Here is a 25222-nt window from a genome sequence, read left to right as displayed (position 1 = left end):
TTGTGCAGCCTGCAACTTAAACAGCAGCAATTGATATTTTTGCAGTGCTTAAGTGTTTTTATGAATTTATCTGCAGATGTAAAATCAATTTTAAACTTACCTTTAGCCACAGATCCACGCTGGGTAAATCTGGCAGCAATCAGCATCGGTGGTATTTTAACCGATCATGCTTATTGCGAGCAAAAAGCAGCCATTTCCTGTATTTCACTCATTCAGCATTATTCTTCAAAAAAAGAAATTGTATACCGTTTATCGCCCATAGTAACCGAAGAATGGGGACATTTCAGATTAGTTTTACAAGAATTAGAACGAAGAAATTTACCGTTAGGTAACCAACGGAAAGACGTTTATGTAAATCAATTATTAGCCTTTCAACAAAAAGGAGGCCATGAAGATAGCCGTTTATTAGACAAGCTGTTAACCATGGCATTGATTGAAGCACGCAGTTGCGAACGTTTTAAAAGATTAAGCGAAGGCTTGGAAGATGCAGGCCTGCGTAATTTTTACCGTCGTTTTATGGCAAGTGAGGCAGGTCATTATACACTGTTTTTAGATTTAGCCAAACAATATACCACACCCGAAAAAGTGGAAAAACGTTGGCAACAATGGCTTGAACATGAAATGCTCGTTATGCAAAGCACTGCATTAAGAGGCGACAGAATACATTAAAAAATGAGTGCCCACAGTTTTAATTTTTACTGCCCTGCTGAAAATATTGCAATGTTTCTGCTAAAGGAAGAAATGGAAACTCGTTTAGTAACGATTGTGTAAGGGCGGCATATTTTTTTAAAAACGCCTGATGCTGCACCGATGAAGGATTGAATGGTGTATGCCTGCGTGCAATATTAATTTCATCAATCTTGTGTATCAATGCAATGGTATCTGCATTCATACATGCATTCATCAATTTAGCCCATACATATTCTGTTGCTGTATGGTTGGGGTGTACCAAATCTTCCGCATAAAACCGATAATCACGCAAATCATCTATTACAAGTTCATAGGCAGGAAAATAATACAATTTGGGGAGTTGTTCTGTTAAGTAATGCACTGCACTGATTAAAGCTGCTTTGCTGCGATTATTATTAACAGCACCTTCGCGTAAATGGCGCACCGGACTGATGGTGAAAATAATTTTTATATTTGGATTAAAAATGCCCAATCTATCCAGCATAGTACCCAACACGGTAATAATTTGTGTGGTATCCATTAATTTTTTTTGAAACCAACCGGCCGGTGCTTTATGATTATTGGCGGCAACGGTACCGGGTTTGCCATTGGCAGCCTGTTCCGTTAATGTGTACACCCAGGCAGAACCTAATGTAATTATAAGATAATCGGCATGCTTTAAAAAGGTATGCCCTGTTTGAATAGATGTATTTATTTTTTGAACAGCATCTTCCGGAGTAATGCCGGAATATCGGCTATGAAACTGCCAGCTATGCCATGTTTCATTAAAACAAAACAAATCGGATGTTGTATAAATTTTGTGTTGAATAATGTTTATAATGGCTTCCGCCACACTTACCGGATTAAACAGAATTCCATTTGGATTTTGCAGCACTGAAAAGCCACTATTACTTAATTTTTCACCTATTTTTTCAGTAAAACAAGAACCTATCAGCATTATTTTATGCCGATGATGAATGGGTTCATCTATTTTTTTAATATCGAATTCGGCGTGGAACTTCATGTTCAGATTTTTAATATGGAATAAAAACGCATCAAAAGCACATTAGCTGAATATTTCACCCGCTAATAATACACTATTTTCTAACGCATTTGCATTGAAATGAAACGACAATCCTTCCTTACTGAAGTAATCTATGATAGATAAGCTATCCATATTCCCGACCAGTTCATTTTGCGCCATGGGGCATCCGCCATACCCACGTAAAGCGCCATCAAAACGCATACAGCCTGCATGATAGGCGGCTGCTAATTTGGCGATACGATTATCGGGGCTTGCATGTAAATGTGCACCAAAAATAATGTGTGGATAAGCAGGAATTAATGCCTGAAATACTTCGCTAATTTGTATAGGCGCTGCCAGTCCAACCGTATCGGCCAGTGAGATGATGGTAATGTCTTTTTGTATCATTGCATCGGCCCATTGCAGTAATATTTCACTGTTATATACATCACCATAGGGATTGCCGAAACCCATGCTTAAATACACCACCAACTGTTTGTTGTTTTTGATACACAGTTCCTGAATGGTTTCAATGGTTTGCACACTTTCTTCCTGTGTACTGTTGGTATTGCGCATTTGGAATGTTGGCGAAACCGAAAAAGGAAAACCCAGATAAGTAATTTCATCAAACAAAACCGCTGCTTCAGCACCTCTTACATTGGCTACAATGGCCAATAGTTTTGTAATGCTATTGTTGAAATGAAGCCCCTTCAATACCTGAACCGTATCTGCCATTTGTGGGATGGCTTTGGGTGAAACAAAGCTGCCAAAATCAATGGTATGAAAGCCAACCTGCAAAAGTTGGTTGATATAGTTAATTTTTTTTTCGGTAGGTATGGGATGTGGCCAGCCCTGCATTGCATCTCGCGGACATTCAATCAATTGTATGGTTTTAACAGCAGATGGCATGGTAAACACATTCTAAAGTGAAAAAATAATGATTGTATATTATGAAAACTGTCGCTGTTTGAGTGCTTCATACAAAATAATACCTGTAGCTACTGAAACATTAAATGAATTAAAATTGCCGGCCATAGGTATTTTAAAAAAATAATCAGCAGCTTTTGCAAGATAAGCCTGCACCCCCTTTCCTTCTGCACCCATTATAACGCAGGTGGGTAAGGTAAAATTTAATTCAAATACATTTTTATCGGCACGCATTTCTGAAGTAAACACCTGAATACCATTTAAATGCAGTGTATCAATAGCTTTCAGCAAACTGTTTACTCTGCATACCTGTATCTGCTCTAATGCACCGGCACTGCTTTTTAAAGCTTCTTCATTGAGGGCGCCTACTCCTTTATCGGGTAGAATCAAAGCCTGCGCACCACAACACAATGCACTTCTTGCTATGGCGCCAATATTTCTTACATCGGTAATACCATCTAACATTACAAATAAAGGCACCGTTCCCTGTTGCACCACAAAGTTAATTACTTCCTGTAAATCCATATAAGGCACCAAAGCTGCAAAAGCAATTACGCCCTGATGATTGGCTTTGGATAAATAATTTAATTTTTCAACCGGAACCAGTTGAATGGGTATTTGATGTTGTTTGGATAGTTGCCGAATGGCAGCCACAGTTTCGCCGGATGCATTTTTTTGTAATAGTATTTTATCAATTGTCCTACCCTGTTCAATAGCTGCAATTAATGGTTGCCGCCCAATGATTAAGGTTGATGATGATTTACCCATGTTGCAAAATTATTGGTTTCCATTTTCCCTGCATCCACAATAATTGCAGTTTCTGCAAAGCCAGTACCGATAATGCATCAGTAATAGTTCCGTTTTCAACCATTTCAAATGCCTGTTGAAGTGCTACTTTTTTTACTGCCAGCTGTTCTGTTTCTTCGGGAGCAGATTTATATTTTGATAATCCGGTTGCTACAAAAAATTCACTCGCTTCATCGGTTACCGAATTGGAAAGAAATGCTGCTCCTAAATATTCCCATTTTTCTGCCTGTAACCCTGTTTCTTCCATCAATTCGCGCTTAGCAGCACTTAAAGCTGTTTCATTTTCAGGGCAACCACCTTCCGGAATTTCCCAACTATATTGTTGAATGGTGAACCTATATTGGCCTACCAGATATGTATGCAGCGTTTCATCTATTGGAATAACGCCAACAGCTTTATTTTTAAAATGTACTTTTCCATATATCCCCTCTTTACCGGATGGGTTGATTACCTTGTAATGATTGAGCTGTATCCAGGCATTTTGATATACTTCCTGTTCATCTAAAATTATCCACGGATTGACTTCCCTGTTTGCAGACATACAAATTATTTTGGTTAAAACTACTGCATTGAACAGAAAAAAGGCCATCTTTTCAGACAGCCCTTTTTTGTTCAATAAAAAATTAACTTACAGCTATTTAATGTCAAAAGCTTTTTTCACTTTTGGAACATAATCTAATTTTTCCCAGGTAAACAATTCAACTTTTACTTTTTTTACTTTACCATCGGGTGTTTTAAACTCTTTAGTTACCACTTCATTTTTGCGGCCCATGTGTCCATATGCTGCCGTTTCACTATAAATTGGATTACGCAATTTTAAACGTTGTTCAATAAAATAAGGACGCATATCAAAAATTTCAGTAACAATTTTACTGATTTCAGCATCACTCATGTTCACTTTAGCTGTGCCGTATGTATTTACATAAATGGAGGTGGGTTGTGCAACACCAATGGCATAAGAAACCTGTACCAGAATTTCATCGGCAACACCTGCAGCTACTAAATTTTTTGCAATATGACGGGTAGCATAGGCGGCTGACCGGTCTACTTTAGAAGGATCTTTTCCGCTAAATGCACCGCCACCATGTGCGCCTTTACCGCCATAAGTATCTACAATAATTTTTCTTCCGGTTAAACCGGTATCGCCATGAGGGCCGCCAATTACAAATTTTCCGGTGGGATTAATATGGTATGTTACCTGGTTGTTGAATAATTTGGCATACTTCTTATATTTCGATTTTACTCTCGGAATTAATATTTCAATAATATCTTTCCTGATTTTAGCCTGCATTTTTTCTTCTGTATCAAAATCATCGTGTTGTGTAGAAACTACAATGGTATCAATTCTAACAGGTTTATTATTGTCATCATACTCTAATGTTACCTGACTTTTTGCATCGGGACGCAGGTATTTAATTTGTTTGTTTTCTCTACGCAAGGCAGCCAGCTCAATCAATATTTTTTGTGCCAAATCTAATGTAAGTGGCATGTAATCATCCGTTTCATTGGTAGCATACCCGAACATCATGCCCTGATCGCCGGCACCCTGTTCTTCTTTTTTCTTACGGTCAACACCCTGATTAATATCAGGTGATTGTTCGTGAATGGCAGATAAAACACCACAAGAGTGTGCTTCAAACATATATTCACTTTTGGTATATCCAATTTTGCGAATTACACCACGTGCAATTTCCTGAACATCTAAATAAGCTTTCGAACGAACTTCACCTGCCAATACTACCTGACCTGTAGTTACCAAAGTTTCGCAAGCTACTTTTGATTGTGGATCAAATGCAAGAAAATTATCGATTAATGCATCAGAAATCTGGTCGGCAACTTTATCAGGATGGCCTTCAGAAACACTTTCGGAGGTAAATAAATAAGACATGAATATTTGTTTTTATTGAAATGTAAGCAAAGATAATAGTATTGTTATAATGATAAATGGGTTGCTAAGACAACTGTATAATTTTTGATCAACGGTTATTTAGACAATTCCTGATAGAGTTCTATATACTCAGTTAAATCAGAATCCCATCCTTTAAAAGGAACAATGGTTTTGCCTTTCAGTTTTGTGATATCGTCCATTAGTTTTTTCTCTAATTGATCATCACCAATTGTAACGGCATCTGCAAAATGCGCACCACCTTTGAAAAGAGAAGTGTTGGTAGCGTCTTTAAAAAGTTCTAAATCTTTCTCTTTAATATTGGCATTAATCACTGCTTTCTTCACAAAATCGGCACTTAATTTTTCCTGAAATGTATTTTGCCCTACGGTAAAAACAACCTTACTGTTACTAAACACAGCCTCACGTTTGTAGGCAGTTTTAATATAGGCAGGCACCAAACCAGTCATCCAGCCGCTGCAATGAATAATATCGGGAGGCCAGCCAAATTTTTTTACCGTTTCAAGTGCTCCTTTACAAAAAAAGATACTTCTTAAGCCATTATCATCAAACCAGTTTTCTTCATCATCATGAAAAATTTGTTTGCGTTTAAAGAAATCTTCATTTTCTAAAAAATAAACCTGTAAGCGGGCATTCGGTAAAGAAGCTACCTTAATTTGAAGCGGATAATCATCATCATCAATCGAAACATTAATTCCCGATAAACGCACTACTTCATGTAATCGATGCCGACGTTCATTAATAACACCAAAACGGGGCATAATACAACGCACTTCTAAACCACTGTCATTGCTCTTTATTGCAAGTTTGTTTACAATTTCTGCAAACTCTGTCAACTCTAAATAAGGCGACATTTCGGTTGCAATAAATAAAATTCTTTTCTTTGACATCTACTAAGCCAATTTAAGTGAGGCGAAAAATAAGGGTGCAAAGTTAATTAAAATACACCAAATAGGTGATAAAAGCATATTTATAGAAAATAATATCGGCAAAATATGGTCATTTGTAAAAGTATTATAGCACTGCAGGAGATGATTCAATCTCAGAAAAAGGCCAATGCCTCAATTGGGTTTGTGCCCACTATGGGGGCTTTGCATAAGGGCCATATTGCGCTGGTTGAAGCAGCCAAACAAGCCAACAATTTTACTATTTGCAGCATTTTTGTAAACCCAACGCAATTCAATAATCCGGAAGATTTTGAAAAATACCCCATTTCAATTGAAGCCGATATTGCTTTATTAATAACCCACCAGTGTGATGTTTTGTTTTTGCCTTCAGTTTCAGAAATGTACCCCAATGGGCCAAAGCTGATTACCCCATACCCTTTAGGAACCTTAGAAACCATTTTAGAAGGCAAGTACCGTCCAGGCCATTTTCAGGGCGTTTGTCAAATAGTTGACCGGTTATTAACCATTATTCAGCCGCATCAACTGTACATGGGAAGTAAAGATTACCAACAATGCATAGTAATAAATCGTTTATTACAATTAAACCCGGCATTTTTGAAAATACAATTGCACCTGCAACCCACTATTCGTGAACAAAGCGGACTGGCCATGAGTTCCAGAAACAGGCGGCTTTCGGCAGAAAATTTGATAAAAGCAGCTGCTCTGTACCAAAGCCTTGTATTTATTCAGTCTAATATACAACAATTTACAATAGCTGAATTAGTGGAACAGGCAACCCAAATGCTGTTGAAAGCTGGGTTTGAAAAAGTTGATTACATTAGCATAGCAGATGCTACTACACTTGCCCCAATATCAACCACGAAACCTGCCAACCGAACCATTGTACTGGCAGCCGCATATATACAAGACGTTCGGTTAATTGACAATTTGATGATTAACTAAATAAAAGGAAACTTGTTATAATCCTATCATCTTTTACATTTGCGCCCATTATGCTGATAGAAATATTAAAATCAAAAGTTCACCGTGCGGTAATTACCGAGGCAAATTTGAATTATGTTGGCAGTTTAACCTTAGATGAAGATTTAATGGATGCTGCCAATATGATTGAAAATGAGAAAATACAGGTGGTGAACGTAAATAATGGTGAACGTTTAGAAACCTATTTAATTAAAGGGCAACGAGGTTCAGGCGTGGTCTGTTTAAACGGGCCGGCTGCTAGAAAAGCTGCTGTTGGAGATATTATTGTAATCATGTCATATGCACACATGGATTTTGACGCTGCCAAAACTTTTAAACCAATTGTAGTTTTTCCAAAACCGGGAAATAAATTATAATTAACACAGGCTTCTGTAAATTGCAGTAGAATTTTCCTGCATGAAAAGAAAACTGAAAGTATTTGTAAAATATCTTTTTTTCCTGGGGCTGGGTATATTTTTGGTTTGGTGGAGTCTTCATCAAATACCTGCTAATCAGTGGGGAGAGTTTACTGGCGCTTTAACCCATGCAAAATATATACTATTCATTCCGGTATTTTTCATACTTACATTAAGCCATATTCTCAGAGCGCTGCGCTGGAAAATATTGATGCAACCCATGGGCTATAAACCATCTGTCATCAATACTTATTTTGCTGTAATGATAGGTTATCTGGCAAATTTGGCCGTACCCCGACTGGGCGAAGTATTAAAGTGTACATTGCTGGCACGCTATGAAAAAGTACCCGCCGAAAAATTAGTTGGCACTATTGTAGCCGAAAGGGCGTTTGATGTACTATCGCTTGGAATTGTTTTCCTGCTGGCGCTGCTAACCCAATATGAAATTATAGGCGACTATGCCATCCAGTTATTCAAAGAAACCTTTCAATCAAAATCGGGAGGAATTTCGGTGCGGAAAATGGCCATTGCAATGGGTATTTTGCTGATTATCATTGTAATCATCAGGCATTGGTTTAACCGTTTTGCGCATTTAAAACTGGTAATTCAATTAAAAAAAATTATTCGTGGCATTTGGGAAGGATTAAGCAGTATTAAAGATATTGAGCAAAAAGGCTTATTCATTTTTTATTCTTTTGGCATTTGGTTATTATACTTGTTGGGCACCTGGGTTGGTTTTTATGCTACCGTTGGTACCAACGGTTTAGCCATTCCTGTAGCTTTTTCTGCATTAGCTTTTGCAAGTATTGGTATGATTGTAACACCCGGCGGCATTGGAGCCTATGCTTATTTAATGGCAATGGTTTTAGAAAAAAACGGAATAGCTTTTGGAATTGGTTATGCCAATGGAACATTACAATGGTTTGCACAATTTATTATTATATTAATTTGGGGATTTGTTTGTTTGGGATTATTACCCTGGTATAATAAAAAAAGAATGGTGCCAACATCACAGGCTTCATAACAAATTGAATGAATTTTTATATAGGAAATGTATGCGGTACACACAAGCTATTCAACAAAAAATAATGCCTTTAGCAACCCTTAAAGCCATTAGAACAGGCTGGAAAATGCGCAATAAAACGGTTGCTTTTACCAATGGCTGTTTTGATATTTTACATGAAGGGCATATTGCCTCACTATCGAAAGCTGCTGAAGAAGCAGATTTTTTGATAGTGGGTGTAAATAGTGATGCCAGTACCAAACGCTTAAAAGGTGCAGAGCGCCCAATTAACCATGAACATAGCCGTGCACTATTACTTGCCTCTTTATTAATGGTGGATGCTGTAGTTATTTTTGAGGAAGATACCCCGTTAGAATTAATTAAATCACTGGAACCGGATGTATTGGTAAAGGGTGGAGATTATACAATTGAAACTATTGTAGGCGCAAAAGAAGTTTTAGCCAATCATGGTCGTGTAGTCATTAATCCGATAATTGAAGGTTTTTCTACCACTGGCATTCTTCAAAAAATAAGGCAACTTGGTTAGTCGAAAATATTTTCACCAAACTTCCTTATAACTCAACTCTGTATTGAATTACAGACGATTTTACCAACTATTTTTCAGTATTATACCTATAAAACCAAAGCCCCTTTCGGGGCTTTTGAGTTTATTGAAATGCTTCTTTTACTCTTTCAAAAAATGATTTATCATTTTTACCGGGCTGCGGTTTAAAATTGGGGCTATGGCTTAATTTTTCCAAAATTTCCTTTTCTTCCGCCGAAACTGTTTGAGGTGTCCAGATATTAACATGAATCAATTGATCACCTTTAGCATAACCCTGTACTTCGGGGAAGCCTTTCCCTTTTAAACGAAATATTTTCCCGCTTTGTGTACCGGGCGGTATCTTAATTTTAGCTTTTCCATCAATAGTAGGTACTTCTACCTGTGTACCAAAAACGGCTTCCGGAATAGAAATATGCAAATCGAATGCTACATTTAACCCATCACGTTGTAAATCGGAATGAGCTTCTTCTTCAATCTGAATGAGTAAATCGCCAGGCATACCTCCTCGTTCTCCTGCATTGCCCTTTCCACTCATGCTCAATTGCATACCTTCCTGCACGCCGGCAGGTACATCAATTGAAATGGTTTCTTCGCCATATACTCTTCCCTCACCTTTACAGGCAGTACACTTATTGGTGACAGCACTACCCTCACCATTACAGGTAGGGCAGGTGGTTACTGTTTGCATTTGTCCTAAAAAAGTATTGGTAACCTTCCGCACCTGTCCGGAGCCACCACAAGTACCACAGGTTTGTATGCTGTTTTTATCTTTTGCACCATTGCCTCCACAGGTAGAACAAACAATGTATTTTTTTACTTTTACCTGTTTATTAACTCCTTTGGCAATTTCTTCAAAAGTTAGTTTAATTTTTATCCGAAGATTACTACCTCTTTGTCCGGTTGGTCTTCTGCCACTGTTACCGCGTCTGGAACCTCCGCCGCCAAAAAAACTGCCAAATACATCATCTCCAAATATATCGCCAAAATGGCTAAAGATATCTTCCATATTTTGGGCACCACCAAAACCACTGCTTCCCGGGCCAAAAGCCTGATGGCCATAACGGTCGTAGCGGGCACGTTTATCCGGATCACTTAACACTTCATAGGCTTCTGCTGCTTCTTTAAACTTTTCTTCCGCCGCTTTATCGCCAGGATTTCTGTCCGGATGGTATTGCATTGCTACTTTGCGGTACGACTTTTTTATTTCTTCAGCAGTAGCAGTTTTAGAAACACTTAGGATTTCGTAATAATCTCTTTTTGGCATATAGAATTTTTCTTGTGATTGTGGTTAGTAGACACTACATATTATTTTCCAACAATTACTTTCGCAAAACGTATCAGTTTATCATTCAAATAATAACCTTTTTGTACCTCATCTAATACTTTACCTTTTAAACTTTCATTCGGAGCAGGAATTTCGGTAATAGCCTCATGTTTTTCAATATCAAAATCAGTTTGCATGCTGTCCATTACTTTTAACCCCTTGTTTTGCAGCACATTTCTTAGTTTATTAAAAACTAATTGAATACCTTCTTTTTGCAGGGCAATATCATCTGTGCTGTTCAATTGTTTCTCGGCCCTGTCACAATCATCCAATACATCCAATAAAGATACAATCACTTCTTTTCCGGCTGTTTGTTGCAATTCCAAACGTTCTTTCGCTGTTCTACGCTTAAAATTTTCGAATTCAGCCAATAAACGTAAATATTTATCCTTTTGTTCCTGTATTTCGGCTTCTAATTTTTCTATTTCCCCCTGTTCTGCCACGGGTTCTTTTAAATGGGCAGACCCGGCTGCATTTTCGTCAGTATTTAATGATAAATCACTCTCAGTAAGGTGTTTTTGGTGTTTGTCTTTTCCTTGCATAGTTTATATTTGAAGTGATTAAAGAAAGGCAATTTTTTTGCCAATAAGCCTGAATCAGTAAAATTGGCAGGTGTTGCGCTTATTTTTGCAAAATGACAAAGGTTTTTTTAAACAAAAAAATGAATCCCCGAATTGCCGGTGGCCATCCATGGATATTTGGGAATGAATTACAACCTATTCCCGAACACATTACACCAGGCGATTTGGTTGAAGTATACAGCAATGATAAAAAATTGATTGGAATTGGCTATTACAATCCAAAATCGCAGATCACGGTTCGGCTGTTAACAAGAAAAAAGGAAAAAATAGATGAAGACTTTTTTTACAATAGAATAATGTTGGCCTGGCAATACCGGCAAAAATTAGGCTACCGGGAAAATTGCCGGTTGGTTTTTGGTGAGGCCGATGGTTTGCCCGCTCTGATTATTGATAAGTTTAATGCTTATTTTGTTATTCAAACATTGGCATTGGGTATTGACCGATGGAAACCTGCCATTATAGCTGCGTTGGAACAAATATTTCATCCTAAAGGAATTTATGAACGCAATGACGTGCCAGTAAGGGAACTGGAGGGTTTACCACAGCAAAAAGGGTTTTTATCGGCTGCATTTCCCACCAATATTCTATTGAATGAAAACGGGTTACAATTTTATGTGGATATAGAAAACGGACAAAAAACCGGTTATTTTTTAGACCAGCAACACAACCGGAATGCAATTGAACCCATTGTAAAAAATGCAAATGTTTTAGGCGCTTTTACTTATATCGGCACATTCGAAATTCATGCTGCACATTTTGGTGCCAAAAAAGTAAAAGGAATTGATAGTAGCGAACAGGCAGTGCAGCAAGCCAATAAAAATGCGGCTTTAAACGGATTAGAAAACATTTGCCGGTTTGAAGTAGCCAATGCATTTGATGTGCTGAAACAATGGGCCAAAGAAGAACAGAAATATGATGTAGTAATGTTAGACCCGCCTGCATTTACCAAAAGCAGGAGCAATATTCAAAATGCATTAAACGGATACAAGGAAATTAATTTACGCGGCATAAAATTAGTAGAAAACGGCGGTTTTTTGGTTACCTCCAGTTGTACCAATTTAATAACACCACAGCAATTCTTAACCACCATTGAAATGGCTGCAAAGGATGCAAGAAAAAGAATACGACAGGTTTTGTTTCAAACACAATCCAATGACCATCCAATCATCCGGGGATTAGACAATACGGAATACCTGAAATTTTTAATTGTAGAAGTTCAAGACCAATAGCGCAATATTATTTTACTACCTGAAAGCGCCCGGATTGAACAATGATGCCGTTTTGATTGCGTAACTGATACACATACATGCCGCGGTAATAATCATCCAGCGGAACAGTAATTTTGGTACCATCCACCAAATAATCATTCATTTTTTTGCCAATAAAGCTGAATATATATAAAGTATAATTTTTATAATTCTGATTTCCTTCAAATTCAAAATTAATGAATGAAGTAGCAGGATTGGGGTAGACAGTTACCAATTTTACCTGATCAAAATTATCAGGGAAAACAGGTTTTTCAGGATGTGCATTGCCCGCAAAACATGTAAAAAACAATAAAATTGTAAAGCAAAGTTTTGTCATCAATCAACACTTAATTGCTTAGCTAAGTTACTGCATACCGGTGAACAAGAGAACCATTTTGGTAATTACTACAACAACTGTACAATTATATGAAGCAGGTTTGTAGAAAAAATAAGGGATTGTTAACGAAACAATCCCTTTTTAAAATGGCTACATTTATGCTGCCAGTATGTGTTGAATGGCTTCAAAATTAGGCAAATCGCCGGCATTTTCTAAAACTTCTGCATATTGAATAGTGCTATTGGCATCAATTAAAAATGCTGCTCTTTTACTAACACCTTTCATCCATCCAATAAATGAGTCATATATTGCACCATAAGCCGTTGAAACTTCTTTATTGAAATCGCTCAACAATTGAAAATTCAGGCCTTCTGCTTCTTTAAATTTTGCTAAAGTAAAAGGAGAATCTACTGAAATGCCCAATACTACTGCATCTGAATTATTATAAACTGCCATACCATCTCTAACTGCACATAATTCTTTGGTACAAACACCGGTAAAAGCCATTGGAAAAAATAACAAGATTACTTTTTTGCCTTTCAATGAACTTAATGTTACCTGATTTCTATCAGTATCATAAAGCGCAAAATCAGGTGCCTGCATTCCTTTTTGTAATTGCATAAAATTTATATTTTTTAATGTTTAGAATGAACTGAAGTTATAACAAGAAAATTTTGAAATTGTTCCATAACATATAAATATTATGGCAATATGCATATTATTGTTGCATAGCTTTCATTGCAGTTAAACAACTTTGTAAACTCTGCCGCCAGTTAGTCTGTTGCAGATGAAACACATACAATATTTTTTTTATGTTCAATACACTATACATTGGCCGCTTTGCCGCAGTTGGATACGCAGATGATGGAATGGGATGTAAAGTACAGGGCAATTGGGTTAATTGCTGTATAGCCTGTGCAAATTGAAACCATGAAATAGCACCTTCATTGGCATAATGATAAATTCCGGATGGGAAATAATTGAAAGATGCATTGCTTAATGGTTGCAAAATATCCAATACAGCTTTTGCAAGATCCGCAGCATAGGTTGGGCAGCCATATTGATCGTTTACCACGTTAATTTCAGTTCGTTCTTTCATTAAACGCAACATAGTTTTTACAAAATTATTGCCATACCTGCTATAAACCCACGATGTTCGAATAATGATTGATTTTTCACAATTTTTAAGCGCCAGTTGTTCACCCATGTATTTTGAATAACCATAATAGTTAACAGGTTGCGTAGCATCATCCGGCTTATAGGGTTTATTTTGTGTGCCATCGAAAACATAATCAGTTGAAAAACTAATGAAACCAGCATTCGTTGCAGCGCAGGCTTTGGCTAATGTATTCACAGCTTCTGCATTAATGGCATAGGCCTGTTGTTGTTCAGTTTCTGCTTTATCTACAGCTGTATAGGCGGCGCAGTTAATGCAAAACTGAGGCCTGTGTTGCTCAAAAAAATGGTAAACGAGATCAGGATTGGTGATATCCAATGTAGATTTATCTGTAAAAATAAACTGAAACAGCGCTTTATACTGAACAGCAAGTTGTTGCAGTTCACTGCCTAACTGACCATTTTTTCCGGTAACAAGTACAACTGGTAAATACATGAACGTAAATTAAAGTGACCAATATTTTCTGGAATAAATTTTGTTTGAATAAATTCCTTTGATATCTACAATCAATGCATGTGGTTGTGTAATAGAACTAAAATAATCATCAGTTAATAATAGATATTCTTTATGTGGCACAGCCACAATAACCACATCATAATCTTTCTCAACCGATGTTGTTAATCCAAATCCATATTCCTGCATCAGGGCATTGTGACTGGCTCTGGGGTCTGTTACATGCACCTGTATATTCAATTGCTGTAATGCAAATACCACATCAGCAATTTTGGCATTTCTGATATCTGATACATTTTCTTTAAAAGTAGCACCCATCACCAACACCTTCGCACTTTTCACCACATCAACAGCTACAATTAAGTGTTGTATAATTTTATCGGCAACATATTTTCCCATTCCATCATTAATCATTCTTGCAGCAGTAATAATTTGGGAATTATAGCCTAATCTGGCTGCTTTATAAGTAAGGTAATAGGGATCAACACCAATACAATGACCGCCCACTAACCCCGGTGAAAATGGCATAAAATTCCATTTTGTGGCTGCAGCAGCCAGTACGGCTTTGGTATCTAACTGCATTTTATCAAAAATCATCGACAATTCATTCATCAATCCAATATTCAAATCGCGTTGGGTATTCTCTATTATTTTGGCGGCTTCTGCGGTTTGAATATTCGGTACAATGTGAATACCTGCCTGCACTACTTCGCCATATAATGCAGCAACTTTTGAAGTGGCGTATTCATTACACCCTGCTACTACTTTTATCACTTGCTCCAGGGTATGTTGCGCATCACCTGGATTAATTCGTTCGGGAGAGTATCCATAAAAAAAATCAGTACCCGCTTTTAAGCCACTTACCTGTTCAATCAAAGGAATACAATCTTCCTCGGTACAACCGGGATAAACGGTGGATTCGAAAATAACAATATTACCGGGAGTAATAACGGTTCCCACACTTTTACAGGCATTGAGCAATGCTGTTAAATTAGGAATCCGTTCTCCATTTACAGGAGTAGGTACTGCAACAATATAATAATCAGCACCGGCAATATCTTTTAGCTGATCTGTAAATTGAATATCAATATCATTGAAAGCATCTGCATCAAATTCCTGATTTGGATCAATCTTATTTTGCAGTAATTGAATTTTATCAGCATTAATATCAAAGCCTATTACTGCTCTTTTTTTGGCAAATGCCAATGCAAGAGAAAGCCCCACATAGCCTAAGCCAATAATAGCTACTTTCTCTTTTTGCTGCATAATTTTTTTGTTGAATACAATTTAATGCTGAACAAATTCTTTTGGCTGCTTAAATAATTCTTCATGTGGTAAAGATTTAAAATAATTATAAGTGCGCTTCAAGCCCTCTGCTCTGTCAATAGTGGGTTGCCATCCTAAAATTTCTTTTGCTTTTGTAATATCGGGTTGCCTTTGCTTTGGATCATCTACAGGTAAGGGTTTGTACACTATTTTTACAGCGGCGCCGGTTAATTTCAATACTTCTTCTGCAAAATCTTTTAAACTGATTTCATTGGGATTGCCAATGTTTACCGGATAAGGATAATCACTTAACAACAATCTGTAAATTCCTTCAATTAAATCATCTACGTAACAAAAAGAGCGAGTCTGGCTTCCGTCACCAAATACGGTTAAATCTTCCCCACGCAAAGCCTGACCAATGAAAGCGGGTAATGCCCGGCCATCATTTAAACGCATACGAGGGCCATACGTATTGAAAATACGAACAATACGGGTTTCTAATCCATGATAGGTATGGTATGCCATGGTAATGGCTTCCTGAAATCTTTTGGCTTCATCATATACACCACGAGGACCGATTGGATTCACATTTCCCCAGTACGATTCATTTTGAGGGTGCACTAATGGGTCGCCGTATACTTCTGAAGTAGAAGCAATGAGCATTCTTGCTTTCTTTTCTTTTGCCAAACCCAAACAATTATGCGTTCCCAATGAGCCAACTTTTAAAGTTTGAATGGGTATTTTCAAATAATCGATGGGGCTGGCCGGAGAGGCAAAGTGAAGAATATAATCCAGCTTACCGGGTACATGTATAAATTTAGATATATCGTGATGATAAAATTCAAATTCGGGCAGTTTAAACAGGTGCTCAATATTGCGCAGATCGCCTGTAATCAGGTTATCCATACCAATAACATCATAGCCTTCTTTTATAAATCTGTCGCATAAATGCGAGCCTAAAAATCCGGCTGCTCCGGTAATGAGAATGCGTTTTTTTTCCATGTAATTGTTTTTATGGACGGCCAATACTTTCGTAATAAAAACCTTTATCCTGCATGATTTTTACTTCAAATAAATTTCTGCCATCAAATATAGTTTTCTGATTCATTCTTTTTACCATTTCGTCAAAATCGGGTGTTCTGAATTCATTCCACTCAGTAGCAATAATTAATGCATCTGCATTTTGCAGGGCTTCATACTGATCTTTTGCATAGTGAATACGATCGCCAATTTGCTGTTGCACATTGTGCATTGCTTCCGGATCAAAAGCTGTAATGGTAGCACCTTCGGCTAATAATACCTGAATGATATACAAAGCAGGTGCTTCACGAATATCATCTGTATTCGGTTTAAAAGCTAAACCCCACAATGCAAAATGCTTACCTGTCAGTTTACCTGAAAAATAATTTTTTATTTTAGGAAGCAGGTGCAATTTTTGGTTTTCATTTACTGTTTCAACTGCTTTTAAAATTTTAAAATCGTATTGCACTTGTTCGGCAGATTTAATTAAGGCCTGCACATCTTTTGGAAAGCAACTGCCACCATAACCAATACCAGGAAATAAAAATCGTTTTCCAATGCGTTCGTCACTACCAATACCCCTGCGTACCATATCCACATCTGCTCCTAACTTTTCGCAGAGTTGTGCAATTTCATTCATGAATGATATTTTGGTTGCCAAAAAAGAATTGGCAGCATATTTTGTGAGCTCTGCACTTTTTTCATCCATAAATATAACGGGATTACCTTGCCGCACATACGGAGCATACAATTCACCCATTATTTTTCTGGCTCTTTCAGAAGTAGTACCAATCACTACCCTGTCTGGTTTCATAAAATCATCTACAGCAACACCTTCTCTTAAAAATTCAGGATTACTTACCACATCAAATTCACCCTTAAAATTTGCGGCAATGGCTGCTTTTACTTTATCGGCCGTTCCAACCGGAACGGTACTTTTATCAACTATTACTTTATAACCGTTTAATAATTTTCCTAACTGGTCTGCAACCCCTAAAATATATTTTAAGTCAGCAGAACCATCTTCCCCCGGCGGGGTAGGCAATGCCAGAAAAATGATTTGTGCATCTTTTATGCCTTCGGCAAGATGGGTAGTAAAATCTAACCGCTTTTCATTTAAGTTTCTGATGAAAATTTTTTCTAAACCCGGCTCATAAATGGTAATGGTGCCGGCAGCTAATTTTTGCACCTTTTTGGCATCTATATCAATACAAGTAACATGATTTCCGGTTTCAGCAAAACAGGTTCCGGAAACTAATCCAACATATCCGGTACCAACAACTGCTATCTTCATATATTATTTATTTAAAAAATTTAAAACATGCGTGGTAATATATCCTAATTGTTCTGCATCTAATTCTGTATGCATGGGCAGTGAAATTACCCGTTCGGTAAGCCAGTCAGTAACAGGCAACTGCACTTCCGGCAAACCAAATGTGCTGAACATTTTTTGTTTATGGCCGGGTACAGGATAATAGATCATGGAAGGAATTTTTTGTTCAGCCAAATAGGCATTCAAAGCATCTCTGTCAGCATTATTCAATACCAGCGTATATTGATGATAAACATGGTTTGAATACGATGCAATACCCGGCACAGTAATATTTGCATGGTTGGCAAATGCCTGGTTATAAAAAGCAGCAGCCTGATTACGTGCGGCAATATATTCATCCAGGTGTTTTAATTTAACATCTAAAATAGCGGCCTGTATGGCATCTAATCTGGAATTACATCCTACCACATCATGATAATACCTAACCTTTTGACCATGATTAGCAATTATTCGCAGTTTGTCCGCCAATGTGTCATCGTTGGTAAACATAGCACCCCCATCACCATAAGCACCTAAATTTTTACTGGGATAAAAAGAGGTACATCCAATATGGCCAATGGTTCCTGTTTTTACAGTTGTACCATTTGAGAAGGTATAGTTACAACCAATGGCCTGCGCATTATCTTCCACAACAAATAAATGGTGTGCTTCTGCAATGGCCATAATTGCTTCCATATTCGCCGCCTGTCCGTATAAATGCACCGGCACAATTGCTTTGGTTTTTGGAGTAATGGATTTTTCAATAACATTGGGGTCAATACAAAATGTAACAGGATCCACATCAACAAACACCGGCTTTAAACGCAATAAAGCCACCACTTCAGTAGTTGCAATATAGGTAAAAGAGGGAGTAATTATTTCATCGCCGGGTTGTAAACCCAATGCCATTAAAGCAATTTGTAATGCATCGGTACCATTAGCGCAAGGAATGGTGTGTTTGGACCCCATATAGGTATTTAAAGAATGGGTAAACCTTTGAACAGCAGGCCCATTAATATATGCAGCACTCTCTAACACTTCCTGAATTCCTTCTTGTATAGCATCTTTAATTTTAAGATACTGGGTTTTGGTATCCACCATTTGAATTGGTTTCATGGGCTCAATTTAAGTGCGGCAAAAGTAAAACAAAATTATAATTGAAAACAGTTTTACATATTTCATGCCATAACTTGTACATTAAATGGTTTAAAAGCGTTTATTTGTACCAACAATTATGTGGCAACTTTTTTTTTATAACCTTTTTTTAAAATTGTATGTGGTTATTGCCAGGCTCATTCAACGTGGCAATAAAAAGGCTGCTTTGTGGTTAACCGGCAGAAAAAATATTTTTGATCAGGTTTCAGATGCTTTACAAAACAATACTTCACCCACTGTTTGGTTTCATTGCGCCTCATTAGGCGAATTTGAACAGGGAAGGCCATTAATGGAACAGATAAAAACCCAATTTCCTGCTTATAAAATTCTGGTTACTTTTTTTTCTCCTTCGGGTTATGAAGCAAAAAAGAATGATGCCATTGCTGATTGGATGTTTTATTTACCAATGGATAGTGCTGCCCATGCTGAGCAATGGCTGACCATAACAATGCCTGCTTTGGTAGTATTTGTTAAATATGAATTTTGGTATTATTATTTAACTGCTATCAAAAATAAAAATATCCCTGCCATTTTGGTATCAGGCATTTTCAGAGGCAACCAGCCATTTTTTAAATGGTATGGAGGCCTGCATCGAAACATGCTACATTGCTTTCAACATCTGTTTGTTCAAAATCAGGATTCAAAAAAACTACTTGCTTCTATTGGATTGGACAATAAAACCACTGTTGCCGGAGATACCAGATTTGACCGTGTTATTAATATTGCCCTTGAGTCTTATCAAAATGCATTGATTGAACAATTTATTCAAAACAGGCAGGTTATTGTTGCTGGCAGTACATGGACAGAAGACGATGAAGCCTTAGATCATTTTGCCAATTCCCATCCTGAGTTATGCTTTATTATTGCCCCACATGAAATTGATGAAGATAGAATTGCCGAATGCAAAGCACTATATAAAAATAATATTTGCTACTCCGGTTTACATGCAGGTATCGATTTTTCAGGATGCAACGCTTTAATCATTGATAATATTGGTATGTTAAGCCGATTGTACCGATACGCCACTATATGCTATGTAGGAGGTGGATTTGGGGAAGATGGGGTACATAATATTTTAGAAGCCGCCGTTTATGGCAAACCTGTTGTTTTTGGCCCCGTTTACGATAAATTTTTTGAAGCAACAGCCTTGGTTGAATTAGGTGGAGCCTTTAGCATAGATGATGCTTTGATGCTTGAACAAGAATTTAAAAAATTATTGAATGAAGCGGAGCTATATTCAAATGCCTGTAAAATTTCCGGAAATTATGTACAACAGCATGCTGGTTCAACCAGAGGTATTATAAAATATATTCAGGAAAATCTTCTTTTAACCAATTGATAAAAAGTGGCAATTGTTTCATTCTCATCCTGCCAGCCTAATTTCAGTTTTAGTTCTTTTTCCATCCAAAATGAAGCTTCCGGAAAAGATGCAAAACCATTAATGGTTTTAATACTCCTTTCAAACATGGTTTCATCTCCATGAAACAATTCATTCACAAAAAGATAGCGATCGTTAATGCCAATGGCTTTGTGTAAATCTTTTATGGGTGCTTCCTGTAAGGTGGCTGCTAATTCTTTCTTTTCTGTTTTTAATTTTTCGTTCAGGCTTTTATCGCCTTCCATTCCTTCCTTAAATTCGGAGGCGGGTTTGTTAGGATGCGGAATGAATGTTGGCTTTTGGAATAGATTTGCTATGTAGGTATTCGATGTATCCTTATTATCCTCTAAAATTTTCTTTTCCGGAATGGGCATAGCCTGTTCTGAACCAGAAGCAGGAAAATGAAATGGCATCACCACCGATACATGATTACCCACAGGCGCATGATGATGATCCTGCTGCAAGGCTGCCAGCAACAATTGAACAGTGGCTAATAAAGCAGCCGATGACTCTTTTTTTGCCCATTGCTCATTTAATTTGTTGATAAGAGTATCCACTCTTTCCATAGGATGTAATACATTTGATGTTTGAAAATACGGCTAAAGTTAATAAGCTTTTACCAATTAACCCTTTTAAAAAAATGTTTATAGAACCACACATCAAAGGCGATAAAATTGGTTGGATTGAAGTGATATGCGGCAGTATGTTTAGCGGAAAAACAGAAGAACTGATTAGAAGATTGAAAAGAGCCAGAATTGCTAATTTGAAAGTTGAAATTTTTAAACCTGCAATTGATACCAGATATGATGATAATGATGTGGTAAGTCATGATGCCAATGCCATTGCTTCCACTCCTATAGAAAATTCACAAACTATACTACTTTTGGCACAGGATGTTGACGTAGTTGGTATTGACGAAGCGCAATTTTTTGATGATGAAATTGGTGATGTATGTGAAAAATTGGCTTTAAGGGGTATACGCGTTATTATTGCAGGATTAGATATGGATTATTTAGGCAACCCATTTGGACAAATGCCCAATTTGTTAGCACGAGCAGATTACATTACCAAACTACATGCCATTTGTGTAGTATGTGGCAATATCGCGAACATATCGCATAGAAAAACAGAACAGTCTGGCCAGGTTTTATTGGGCGAAAAAGATATTTATGAACCCAGATGCAGGAAATGCCATCAAATTAAGCCCTGATGAACAAGCAGCACATTATTGCCCTAATTAAAAAAGATATATTGCTCGAAACCCGACAGCAATATACCTTCTACGGTATTTTACTGTATGTGGCTTCTACTATTTTTGTAGTGTATTTAAGTATGGGGCAACCGGAAGATCGGGTTTGGAATGCTTTATTTTGGGTAGTGCAATTATTTATATGCATTAATGCTGTAGCCAAAAGTTTTTTAGCTGAAAGCAGGGGTAGAATGTTGTATTTTTATTCAATTGCAGGTGCCGGCGATTTTATGATCGCAAAACTGGTGTTCAATGCCATACTCATGTTATTGATGAGCCTTGTTAGTTTGGCTGTATTTACCTTGCTATTGGGTAATCCACTTAAAAACATGACCGCCTTTGTGGGTATTAGTATGTTAGGCGGGCTTAGCCTTAGTTTGGTATTTACATTTTTAGCTGCCATTGCTGCTAAAGCAGAACAACAGGCTGCATTGATGGCTATCATGGGGTTTCCACTCATTATACCGCAGCTATTGCTACTCATCAAAATTGCATCCATTGGCTTTTCCTCTGTTGTTCAGGGTGGCCTCTGGCAAATGGTGGGTTTAATGATTGGCCTCGATGCAATGGTGGCCATACTGGCCTTTATATTGTTTCCTTTTTTATGGAAAGATTAAAAACGCAAGTGCCTTACCGTTAATCCGTTATTTTTAAGTTGTAAAAGTGAATCAATACCAATTTTAAGATGACGGTCTACAAATTTGCTGGTTACTTTTTTATCACTTGCTTCTGTTTTTACCCCTTCAGGAATCATAGGAGAATCGCTTACCAGTAATAATGCACCTGTAGGTATATGGTTATAAAAACCAACAGTAAATATTGTTGCTGTTTCCATATCAATGGCATAAGCACGAACCTTGGTAAGGTAGGCCTTAAAATCATCGTCATGTTCCCAAACCCGTCTGTTGGTAGTGTAAACAGTTCCTGTCCAATAATCAACTTTATTATCGCGAATGGTGGTTGAAATAGCTTTTTGCAAAGCAAATGCCGGCAGTGCAGGCACTTCAGGTGGAAAATAATCGTTAGAAGTACCTTCGCCGCGAAGGGCAGCAATGGGTAAAATTAAATCACCAATTTTATTACGTTTTTTTAAGCCACCACATTTTCCTAAAAACAATACTGCTTTGGGTTCAATGGCTGAAAGTAAATCCATAATCGTGGCTGCACCCGGGCTCCCCATCCCAAAATTAATAATCGTAATATCATTCGCTGTTGCACATTGAAAAGAACGATCTCTTCCCACTACATTTACCTTATTCCATTCTGCAAATTTTTCAACATAATTATTGAAATTGGTGAGCAATATATATTCCCCAAAGTTTTCTAATTTTTCGCCGGTATAACGGGGTAACCAGTTTTTTACAATTTCAGATTTTGTTTTCATAATTTCTTAATATATAATGTATATTATTTAAATACACAATCGTTACATCATTCTAATTTTCAAAACAACAGGTAATTGATTTATTTCAATATTTCCCAATAGTTTAACCGGTAAATGTAGCCATTTTTTGCTTAAATTCTGCATGCTTCCATTAAAAAAATATCAAAACGTATATTTACAAACTATTTCAAAAAAATTGAGATGGCAAAAACCAACTTCAAATCATGATTCAAATACAGTACCCCAAACCGGATTTTAGTATTAAAGAACAAGGCGAAAAAGCTTTTATTTTTGATACAATCAGAAAAAGCTGGGTAACCTTAACGCCGGAAGAATGGGTACGACAAAATTTTTTAAATTATCTGGTAAAAGAAAAAAAATATCCTGCATCGTTGATTGCAGTTGAACAGGAAATACGGATAAGCGATAAAAAGAAAAGATTTGATATTGCCATTTATAAAAACAAGGTGCCCTGGATGCTGATAGAATGTAAGGAGATGAAGGTATCCTTATCCACTTCTATTATTGACCAGATTTTATCATACCAACAAATATTAAAAACCGATTATCTGGTAATAACAAATGGGAACCAAAGTTTTTGTTGGGATACCATGAATGGAAAAGCCCTTGACGATTTACCCGAATATCATTCATGACGGCTGTGGATACTAACCATAACCCGGCCATTTTTATCTATCCGGAATGGCAAAGAACGGATCAGCAGCTCCCCCCCATTTTGCAACGCACTAAAATCTGAAATTGTTTTATCAGTGAAATGCAAACTTCCACCGGTTTTATAGGCAATGGTTACATAATCAGGATGCACGCCAATTGTACCACCGCAAATCATAATGTGTACCGGCTTTTTTATTTCTTGTACCAGTTCAATATCTCTTACCGGCGCCCAGTTATCAGCTATTAAAACAACTTCTTTACAATCTGCACAACGCGCTATAGATTGAATGAGCGCCTCACAAACATTTTCGGGCGTATCACCCCCGGAACCCTTTTGCATGGCAGTTTCCATCAATGCAGCAGCATTTTTAATATTGGTGTATGGCGTTATATAAATACCGCCGGTATGCCCCATTACCTTTTGCTCTGTAGGCATATCATCTCCATCATTAAAACAGGAAAACTGTTTAATGGAATGCAGCGTATCTGTTTGTTGCAACCAATGTAACAGTTGTACCGTATACAACGACATACTGGCCGTAACATCTACCACCAATAATGCCTGTTTGAATGTTTGTTGCCGCAGGTTATGTAATAATGTTATGTCTGGTAACGGTAATGGCTTGGCGATTACAACTGATTGATGCGGTTGATCATCCGGCCATTCACGTGGTGCACCTAATAAACAATACAATTGTGTTGCTTTTTGAAACTTTTGTTGTTGTTGCCGGGTAAGCATTCTTTTTTGCATGGCAGCCTTAAAAGGCATTTGCACAATTGAATCGGATGGTACAATTGAAGTAAAAACAGTATCAGCAATTTGCAATACCGGCCTATTTTTGATATAGAATACAGATGCGGTGGATGCTGATGAACCATAAATTACATCCCAATACCTGATTTTTTTAGCCGGTTCAGGTGCATTGGAAGCAGTTTGCAGAACCGGATGATATGATAATTGCCGGAGTGCAGTTGCTGTTTGTTTTACCAGGGTTAATTCTTTTTGAATCGAGGCAAGTGTAGGAAAGGAACGATAATGAATTACGAATCCGTGCATCAATTGTTCTGAAGTGATGGCATCCTTTCCATTGGTTTGGCGAATCATTCTCCATTGTGTAAAAGATTGATCATGAATAAAGGGAATAAGTTGTAGCAATGATTTGAACCGGGCACCATTGAGTGATGTTAATGTTTTGACTGCAGGATAATCAGTAAATACCAAATCAACCGATAAAATATCTGCATGTTGTAAATGAAAGACACCGGCAGTATCAACAAAATCAGATTTGGCAAAAGGCATGGGTAAATACAAAACAGAAGTACTGACTGCATCTATCTGATAAACGGGAATTTTAATCACCTCATTACTTAAAATATTATTGATCCATTTGGGCGGTTGTGCTTCAATGCAAACAGGAATGAGCAGGAATATAGCAATAAGGTTTCTCATATCATCAATGAATCAACAGTTAAATTAAT

Annotated in this window: 28 protein-coding genes; 10 read left to right on the top strand and 18 right to left on the bottom strand. The window is 37.3% G+C overall.

The genetic code is table 11. The features are described 5' to 3' along the window. The first annotated feature begins 60 nt into the window (after positions 1-60). Complete coding sequence (gene miaE, locus JK139_RS09575) at positions 61-669, top strand: tRNA-(ms[2]io[6]A)-hydroxylase (protein ID WP_074419966.1); 609 nt, start codon at positions 61-63, stop codon at positions 667-669. Between the two features lie 19 nt (positions 670-688). Here the strand turns inward: miaE and JK139_RS09570 are convergent, their stop codons facing one another. The 6 genes from JK139_RS09570 to JK139_RS09545 form a co-directional block, all read right to left on the bottom strand. Next, a complete protein-coding gene (locus JK139_RS09570; protein WP_074419959.1) occupies positions 689-1693 on the bottom strand; it encodes a GSCFA domain-containing protein in 1005 nt (334 codons plus the stop codon). Positions 1694-1735: 42 nt separating this feature from the next. After that, on the bottom strand, positions 1736-2602 hold the full coding sequence (locus JK139_RS09565; protein WP_074419958.1) for a beta/alpha barrel domain-containing protein: 867 nt from the start codon (positions 2600-2602) through the stop codon (positions 1736-1738). A 39-nt stretch (positions 2603-2641) separates the two neighbouring features. Next, entirely contained in the window at positions 2642-3388 is a 747-nt protein-coding gene (gene rlmB / locus JK139_RS09560) for a 23S rRNA (guanosine(2251)-2'-O)-methyltransferase RlmB (protein WP_218331170.1), read from the bottom strand. Continuing rightward, complete coding sequence (locus JK139_RS09555; RefSeq protein ID WP_074419965.1) at positions 3381-3968, bottom strand: NUDIX domain-containing protein; 588 nt, start codon at positions 3966-3968, stop codon at positions 3381-3383. Before JK139_RS09555 ends, rlmB begins: the two co-directional genes overlap by 8 nt. A gap of 93 nt (positions 3969-4061) precedes the next feature. After that, on the bottom strand, positions 4062-5315 hold the full coding sequence (gene metK / locus JK139_RS09550; protein WP_218331169.1) for a methionine adenosyltransferase: 1254 nt from the start codon (positions 5313-5315) through the stop codon (positions 4062-4064). A gap of 95 nt (positions 5316-5410) precedes the next feature. Further along, a complete protein-coding gene (locus JK139_RS09545) occupies positions 5411-6223 on the bottom strand; it encodes a glycogen/starch synthase (protein ID WP_074419955.1) in 813 nt (270 codons plus the stop codon). A gap of 105 nt (positions 6224-6328) precedes the next feature. Between JK139_RS09545 and panC the strand changes: the two genes are divergently transcribed. The 4 genes from panC to rfaE2 are packed head-to-tail and all read left to right on the top strand — an operon-like array spanning position 6329 to position 9167. After that, positions 6329-7183, top strand: coding sequence for a pantoate--beta-alanine ligase (gene panC, locus JK139_RS09540; protein ID WP_218331168.1), 855 nt, complete (start codon positions 6329-6331; stop codon positions 7181-7183). Positions 7184-7233: 50 nt separating this feature from the next. Then, positions 7234-7578 carry an aspartate 1-decarboxylase gene (panD, locus tag JK139_RS09535; RefSeq protein WP_068246547.1) on the top strand — a complete coding sequence of 115 codons (345 nt, stop codon included), beginning with the start codon at positions 7234-7236 and terminating at the stop codon, positions 7576-7578. A 40-nt stretch (positions 7579-7618) separates the two neighbouring features. Next, positions 7619-8641, top strand: coding sequence for a lysylphosphatidylglycerol synthase transmembrane domain-containing protein (locus tag JK139_RS09530; RefSeq protein ID WP_218331167.1), 1023 nt, complete (start codon positions 7619-7621; stop codon positions 8639-8641). A gap of 31 nt (positions 8642-8672) precedes the next feature. Then, the gene (gene rfaE2 / locus JK139_RS09525; protein WP_218331166.1) at positions 8673-9167 is read left to right on the top strand and encodes a D-glycero-beta-D-manno-heptose 1-phosphate adenylyltransferase; all 495 of its coding nucleotides are present in this window, start codon (positions 8673-8675) and stop codon (positions 9165-9167) included. Positions 9168-9288: 121 nt separating this feature from the next. Here rfaE2 and dnaJ read toward each other — a convergent pair whose 3' ends face one another. Both dnaJ and JK139_RS09515 read right to left on the bottom strand, forming a co-directional pair. Next, a complete protein-coding gene (gene dnaJ, locus JK139_RS09520) occupies positions 9289-10449 on the bottom strand; it encodes a molecular chaperone DnaJ (RefSeq protein ID WP_218331165.1) in 1161 nt (386 codons plus the stop codon). Positions 10450-10490: 41 nt separating this feature from the next. Beyond that, positions 10491-11051, bottom strand: a complete 561-nt coding sequence (locus JK139_RS09515) for a nucleotide exchange factor GrpE (RefSeq protein WP_074419952.1) — start codon at positions 11049-11051, stop codon at positions 10491-10493. A 92-nt stretch (positions 11052-11143) separates the two neighbouring features. Between JK139_RS09515 and JK139_RS09510 the strand changes: the two genes are divergently transcribed. After that, entirely contained in the window at positions 11144-12319 is a 1176-nt protein-coding gene (locus JK139_RS09510) for a class I SAM-dependent rRNA methyltransferase (protein ID WP_074419951.1), read from the top strand. A 7-nt stretch (positions 12320-12326) separates the two neighbouring features. On the opposite strand, the gene JK139_RS09505 is transcribed toward JK139_RS09510, so the two are convergent. The 7 genes from JK139_RS09505 to JK139_RS09475 form a co-directional block, all read right to left on the bottom strand. Further along, the gene (locus tag JK139_RS09505; RefSeq protein ID WP_074421153.1) at positions 12327-12674 is read right to left on the bottom strand and encodes a T9SS type A sorting domain-containing protein; all 348 of its coding nucleotides are present in this window, start codon (positions 12672-12674) and stop codon (positions 12327-12329) included. 156 nt (positions 12675-12830) lie between these two features. After that, a complete protein-coding gene (locus JK139_RS09500) occupies positions 12831-13295 on the bottom strand; it encodes a redoxin domain-containing protein (protein WP_074419949.1) in 465 nt (154 codons plus the stop codon). A gap of 97 nt (positions 13296-13392) precedes the next feature. Beyond that, complete coding sequence (gene rfbD, locus JK139_RS09495; protein WP_218331164.1) at positions 13393-14286, bottom strand: dTDP-4-dehydrorhamnose reductase; 894 nt, start codon at positions 14284-14286, stop codon at positions 13393-13395. A gap of 9 nt (positions 14287-14295) precedes the next feature. Further along, positions 14296-15570 carry a nucleotide sugar dehydrogenase gene (locus JK139_RS09490; protein WP_074419947.1) on the bottom strand — a complete coding sequence of 425 codons (1275 nt, stop codon included), beginning with the start codon at positions 15568-15570 and terminating at the stop codon, positions 14296-14298. A gap of 21 nt (positions 15571-15591) precedes the next feature. Continuing rightward, positions 15592-16572, bottom strand: a complete 981-nt coding sequence (locus JK139_RS09485) for a UDP-glucuronic acid decarboxylase family protein (RefSeq protein WP_074419946.1) — start codon at positions 16570-16572, stop codon at positions 15592-15594. Positions 16573-16582: 10 nt separating this feature from the next. Continuing rightward, a complete protein-coding gene (locus tag JK139_RS09480; protein WP_074419945.1) occupies positions 16583-17884 on the bottom strand; it encodes a UDP-glucose dehydrogenase family protein in 1302 nt (433 codons plus the stop codon). Positions 17885-17887: 3 nt separating this feature from the next. Then, positions 17888-19018: a DegT/DnrJ/EryC1/StrS family aminotransferase gene (locus JK139_RS09475; RefSeq protein WP_218331163.1), complete on the bottom strand. Its 1131-nt coding sequence runs from the start codon at positions 19016-19018 to the stop codon at positions 17888-17890. 118 nt (positions 19019-19136) lie between these two features. Here JK139_RS09475 and JK139_RS09470 point away from each other — a divergent pair, with 118 nt between their 5' ends. Then, complete coding sequence (locus tag JK139_RS09470) at positions 19137-20396, top strand: 3-deoxy-D-manno-octulosonic acid transferase (protein ID WP_074419943.1); 1260 nt, start codon at positions 19137-19139, stop codon at positions 20394-20396. On the opposite strand, the gene JK139_RS09465 is transcribed toward JK139_RS09470, so the two are convergent. Next, positions 20369-21001: a hypothetical protein gene (locus JK139_RS09465; protein WP_074419942.1), complete on the bottom strand. Its 633-nt coding sequence runs from the start codon at positions 20999-21001 to the stop codon at positions 20369-20371. The genes JK139_RS09470 and JK139_RS09465 overlap by 28 nt on opposite strands. A gap of 74 nt (positions 21002-21075) precedes the next feature. On the opposite strand from JK139_RS09465, the gene JK139_RS09460 reads away from it, so the two are divergent. Together JK139_RS09460 and JK139_RS09455 are read left to right on the top strand one after the other, a co-directional pair. Then, entirely contained in the window at positions 21076-21645 is a 570-nt protein-coding gene (locus JK139_RS09460; RefSeq protein ID WP_074419963.1) for a thymidine kinase, read from the top strand. Next, a complete protein-coding gene (locus JK139_RS09455; RefSeq protein WP_074419941.1) occupies positions 21645-22301 on the top strand; it encodes a heme exporter protein CcmB in 657 nt (218 codons plus the stop codon). Before JK139_RS09460 ends, JK139_RS09455 begins: the two co-directional genes overlap by 1 nt. On the opposite strand, the gene JK139_RS09450 is transcribed toward JK139_RS09455, so the two are convergent. Further along, the gene (locus tag JK139_RS09450; protein ID WP_074419940.1) at positions 22298-23068 is read right to left on the bottom strand and encodes an AMP nucleosidase; all 771 of its coding nucleotides are present in this window, start codon (positions 23066-23068) and stop codon (positions 22298-22300) included. The two genes, JK139_RS09455 and JK139_RS09450, sit on opposite strands and share 4 nt — an antisense overlap. 224 nt (positions 23069-23292) lie before the next feature. On the opposite strand from JK139_RS09450, the gene JK139_RS09445 reads away from it, so the two are divergent. Beyond that, on the top strand, positions 23293-23724 hold the full coding sequence (locus JK139_RS09445) for a type I restriction enzyme HsdR N-terminal domain-containing protein (protein ID WP_074419939.1): 432 nt from the start codon (positions 23293-23295) through the stop codon (positions 23722-23724). On the opposite strand, the gene JK139_RS09440 is transcribed toward JK139_RS09445, so the two are convergent. Next, positions 23715-25193: a hypothetical protein gene (locus JK139_RS09440; RefSeq protein WP_218331162.1), complete on the bottom strand. Its 1479-nt coding sequence runs from the start codon at positions 25191-25193 to the stop codon at positions 23715-23717. The genes JK139_RS09445 and JK139_RS09440 overlap by 10 nt on opposite strands. Between the last annotated feature and the right edge of the window lie 29 nt (positions 25194-25222).

Source organism: Hydrotalea lipotrueae, from assembly GCF_019249625.1.
GTDB lineage: Bacteria > Bacteroidota > Bacteroidia > Chitinophagales > Chitinophagaceae > Hydrotalea > Hydrotalea flava.
Note: the sequence above shows the minus strand (reverse complement) of the source record. Positions and strands in the feature narration are given on the sequence as shown.

Coding starts and splice junctions, on each gene's coding strand:
- miaE (WP_074419966.1), top strand. CDS start 61: ATGAATTTATCTGCAGATGTAAAATCAATTTTAAACTTACCTTTAGCC.
- JK139_RS09570 (WP_074419959.1), bottom strand. CDS start 1,693: ATGAAGTTCCACGCCGAATTCGATATTAAAAAAATAGATGAACCCATT.
- JK139_RS09565 (WP_074419958.1), bottom strand. CDS start 2,602: ATGCCATCTGCTGTTAAAACCATACAATTGATTGAATGTCCGCGAGAT.
- rlmB (WP_218331170.1), bottom strand. CDS start 3,388: ATGGGTAAATCATCATCAACCTTAATCATTGGGCGGCAACCATTAATT.
- JK139_RS09555 (WP_074419965.1), bottom strand. CDS start 3,968: ATGTCTGCAAACAGGGAAGTCAATCCGTGGATAATTTTAGATGAACAG.
- metK (WP_218331169.1), bottom strand. CDS start 5,315: ATGTCTTATTTATTTACCTCCGAAAGTGTTTCTGAAGGCCATCCTGAT.
- JK139_RS09545 (WP_074419955.1), bottom strand. CDS start 6,223: ATGTCAAAGAAAAGAATTTTATTTATTGCAACCGAAATGTCGCCTTAT.
- panC (WP_218331168.1), top strand. CDS start 6,329: ATGGTCATTTGTAAAAGTATTATAGCACTGCAGGAGATGATTCAATCT.
- panD (WP_068246547.1), top strand. CDS start 7,234: ATGCTGATAGAAATATTAAAATCAAAAGTTCACCGTGCGGTAATTACC.
- JK139_RS09530 (WP_218331167.1), top strand. CDS start 7,619: ATGAAAAGAAAACTGAAAGTATTTGTAAAATATCTTTTTTTCCTGGGG.
- rfaE2 (WP_218331166.1), top strand. CDS start 8,673: ATGCGGTACACACAAGCTATTCAACAAAAAATAATGCCTTTAGCAACC.
- dnaJ (WP_218331165.1), bottom strand. CDS start 10,449: ATGCCAAAAAGAGATTATTACGAAATCCTAAGTGTTTCTAAAACTGCT.
- JK139_RS09515 (WP_074419952.1), bottom strand. CDS start 11,051: ATGCAAGGAAAAGACAAACACCAAAAACACCTTACTGAGAGTGATTTA.
- JK139_RS09510 (WP_074419951.1), top strand. CDS start 11,144: ATGACAAAGGTTTTTTTAAACAAAAAAATGAATCCCCGAATTGCCGGT.
- JK139_RS09505 (WP_074421153.1), bottom strand. CDS start 12,674: ATGACAAAACTTTGCTTTACAATTTTATTGTTTTTTACATGTTTTGCG.
- JK139_RS09500 (WP_074419949.1), bottom strand. CDS start 13,295: ATGCAATTACAAAAAGGAATGCAGGCACCTGATTTTGCGCTTTATGAT.
- rfbD (WP_218331164.1), bottom strand. CDS start 14,286: ATGTATTTACCAGTTGTACTTGTTACCGGAAAAAATGGTCAGTTAGGC.
- JK139_RS09490 (WP_074419947.1), bottom strand. CDS start 15,570: ATGCAGCAAAAAGAGAAAGTAGCTATTATTGGCTTAGGCTATGTGGGG.
- JK139_RS09485 (WP_074419946.1), bottom strand. CDS start 16,572: ATGGAAAAAAAACGCATTCTCATTACCGGAGCAGCCGGATTTTTAGGC.
- JK139_RS09480 (WP_074419945.1), bottom strand. CDS start 17,884: ATGAAGATAGCAGTTGTTGGTACCGGATATGTTGGATTAGTTTCCGGA.
- JK139_RS09475 (WP_218331163.1), bottom strand. CDS start 19,018: ATGAAACCAATTCAAATGGTGGATACCAAAACCCAGTATCTTAAAATT.
- JK139_RS09470 (WP_074419943.1), top strand. CDS start 19,137: ATGTGGCAACTTTTTTTTTATAACCTTTTTTTAAAATTGTATGTGGTT.
- JK139_RS09465 (WP_074419942.1), bottom strand. CDS start 21,001: ATGGAAAGAGTGGATACTCTTATCAACAAATTAAATGAGCAATGGGCA.
- JK139_RS09460 (WP_074419963.1), top strand. CDS start 21,076: ATGTTTATAGAACCACACATCAAAGGCGATAAAATTGGTTGGATTGAA.
- JK139_RS09455 (WP_074419941.1), top strand. CDS start 21,645: ATGAACAAGCAGCACATTATTGCCCTAATTAAAAAAGATATATTGCTC.
- JK139_RS09450 (WP_074419940.1), bottom strand. CDS start 23,068: ATGAAAACAAAATCTGAAATTGTAAAAAACTGGTTACCCCGTTATACC.
- JK139_RS09445 (WP_074419939.1), top strand. CDS start 23,293: ATGATTCAAATACAGTACCCCAAACCGGATTTTAGTATTAAAGAACAA.
- JK139_RS09440 (WP_218331162.1), bottom strand. CDS start 25,193: ATGAGAAACCTTATTGCTATATTCCTGCTCATTCCTGTTTGCATTGAA.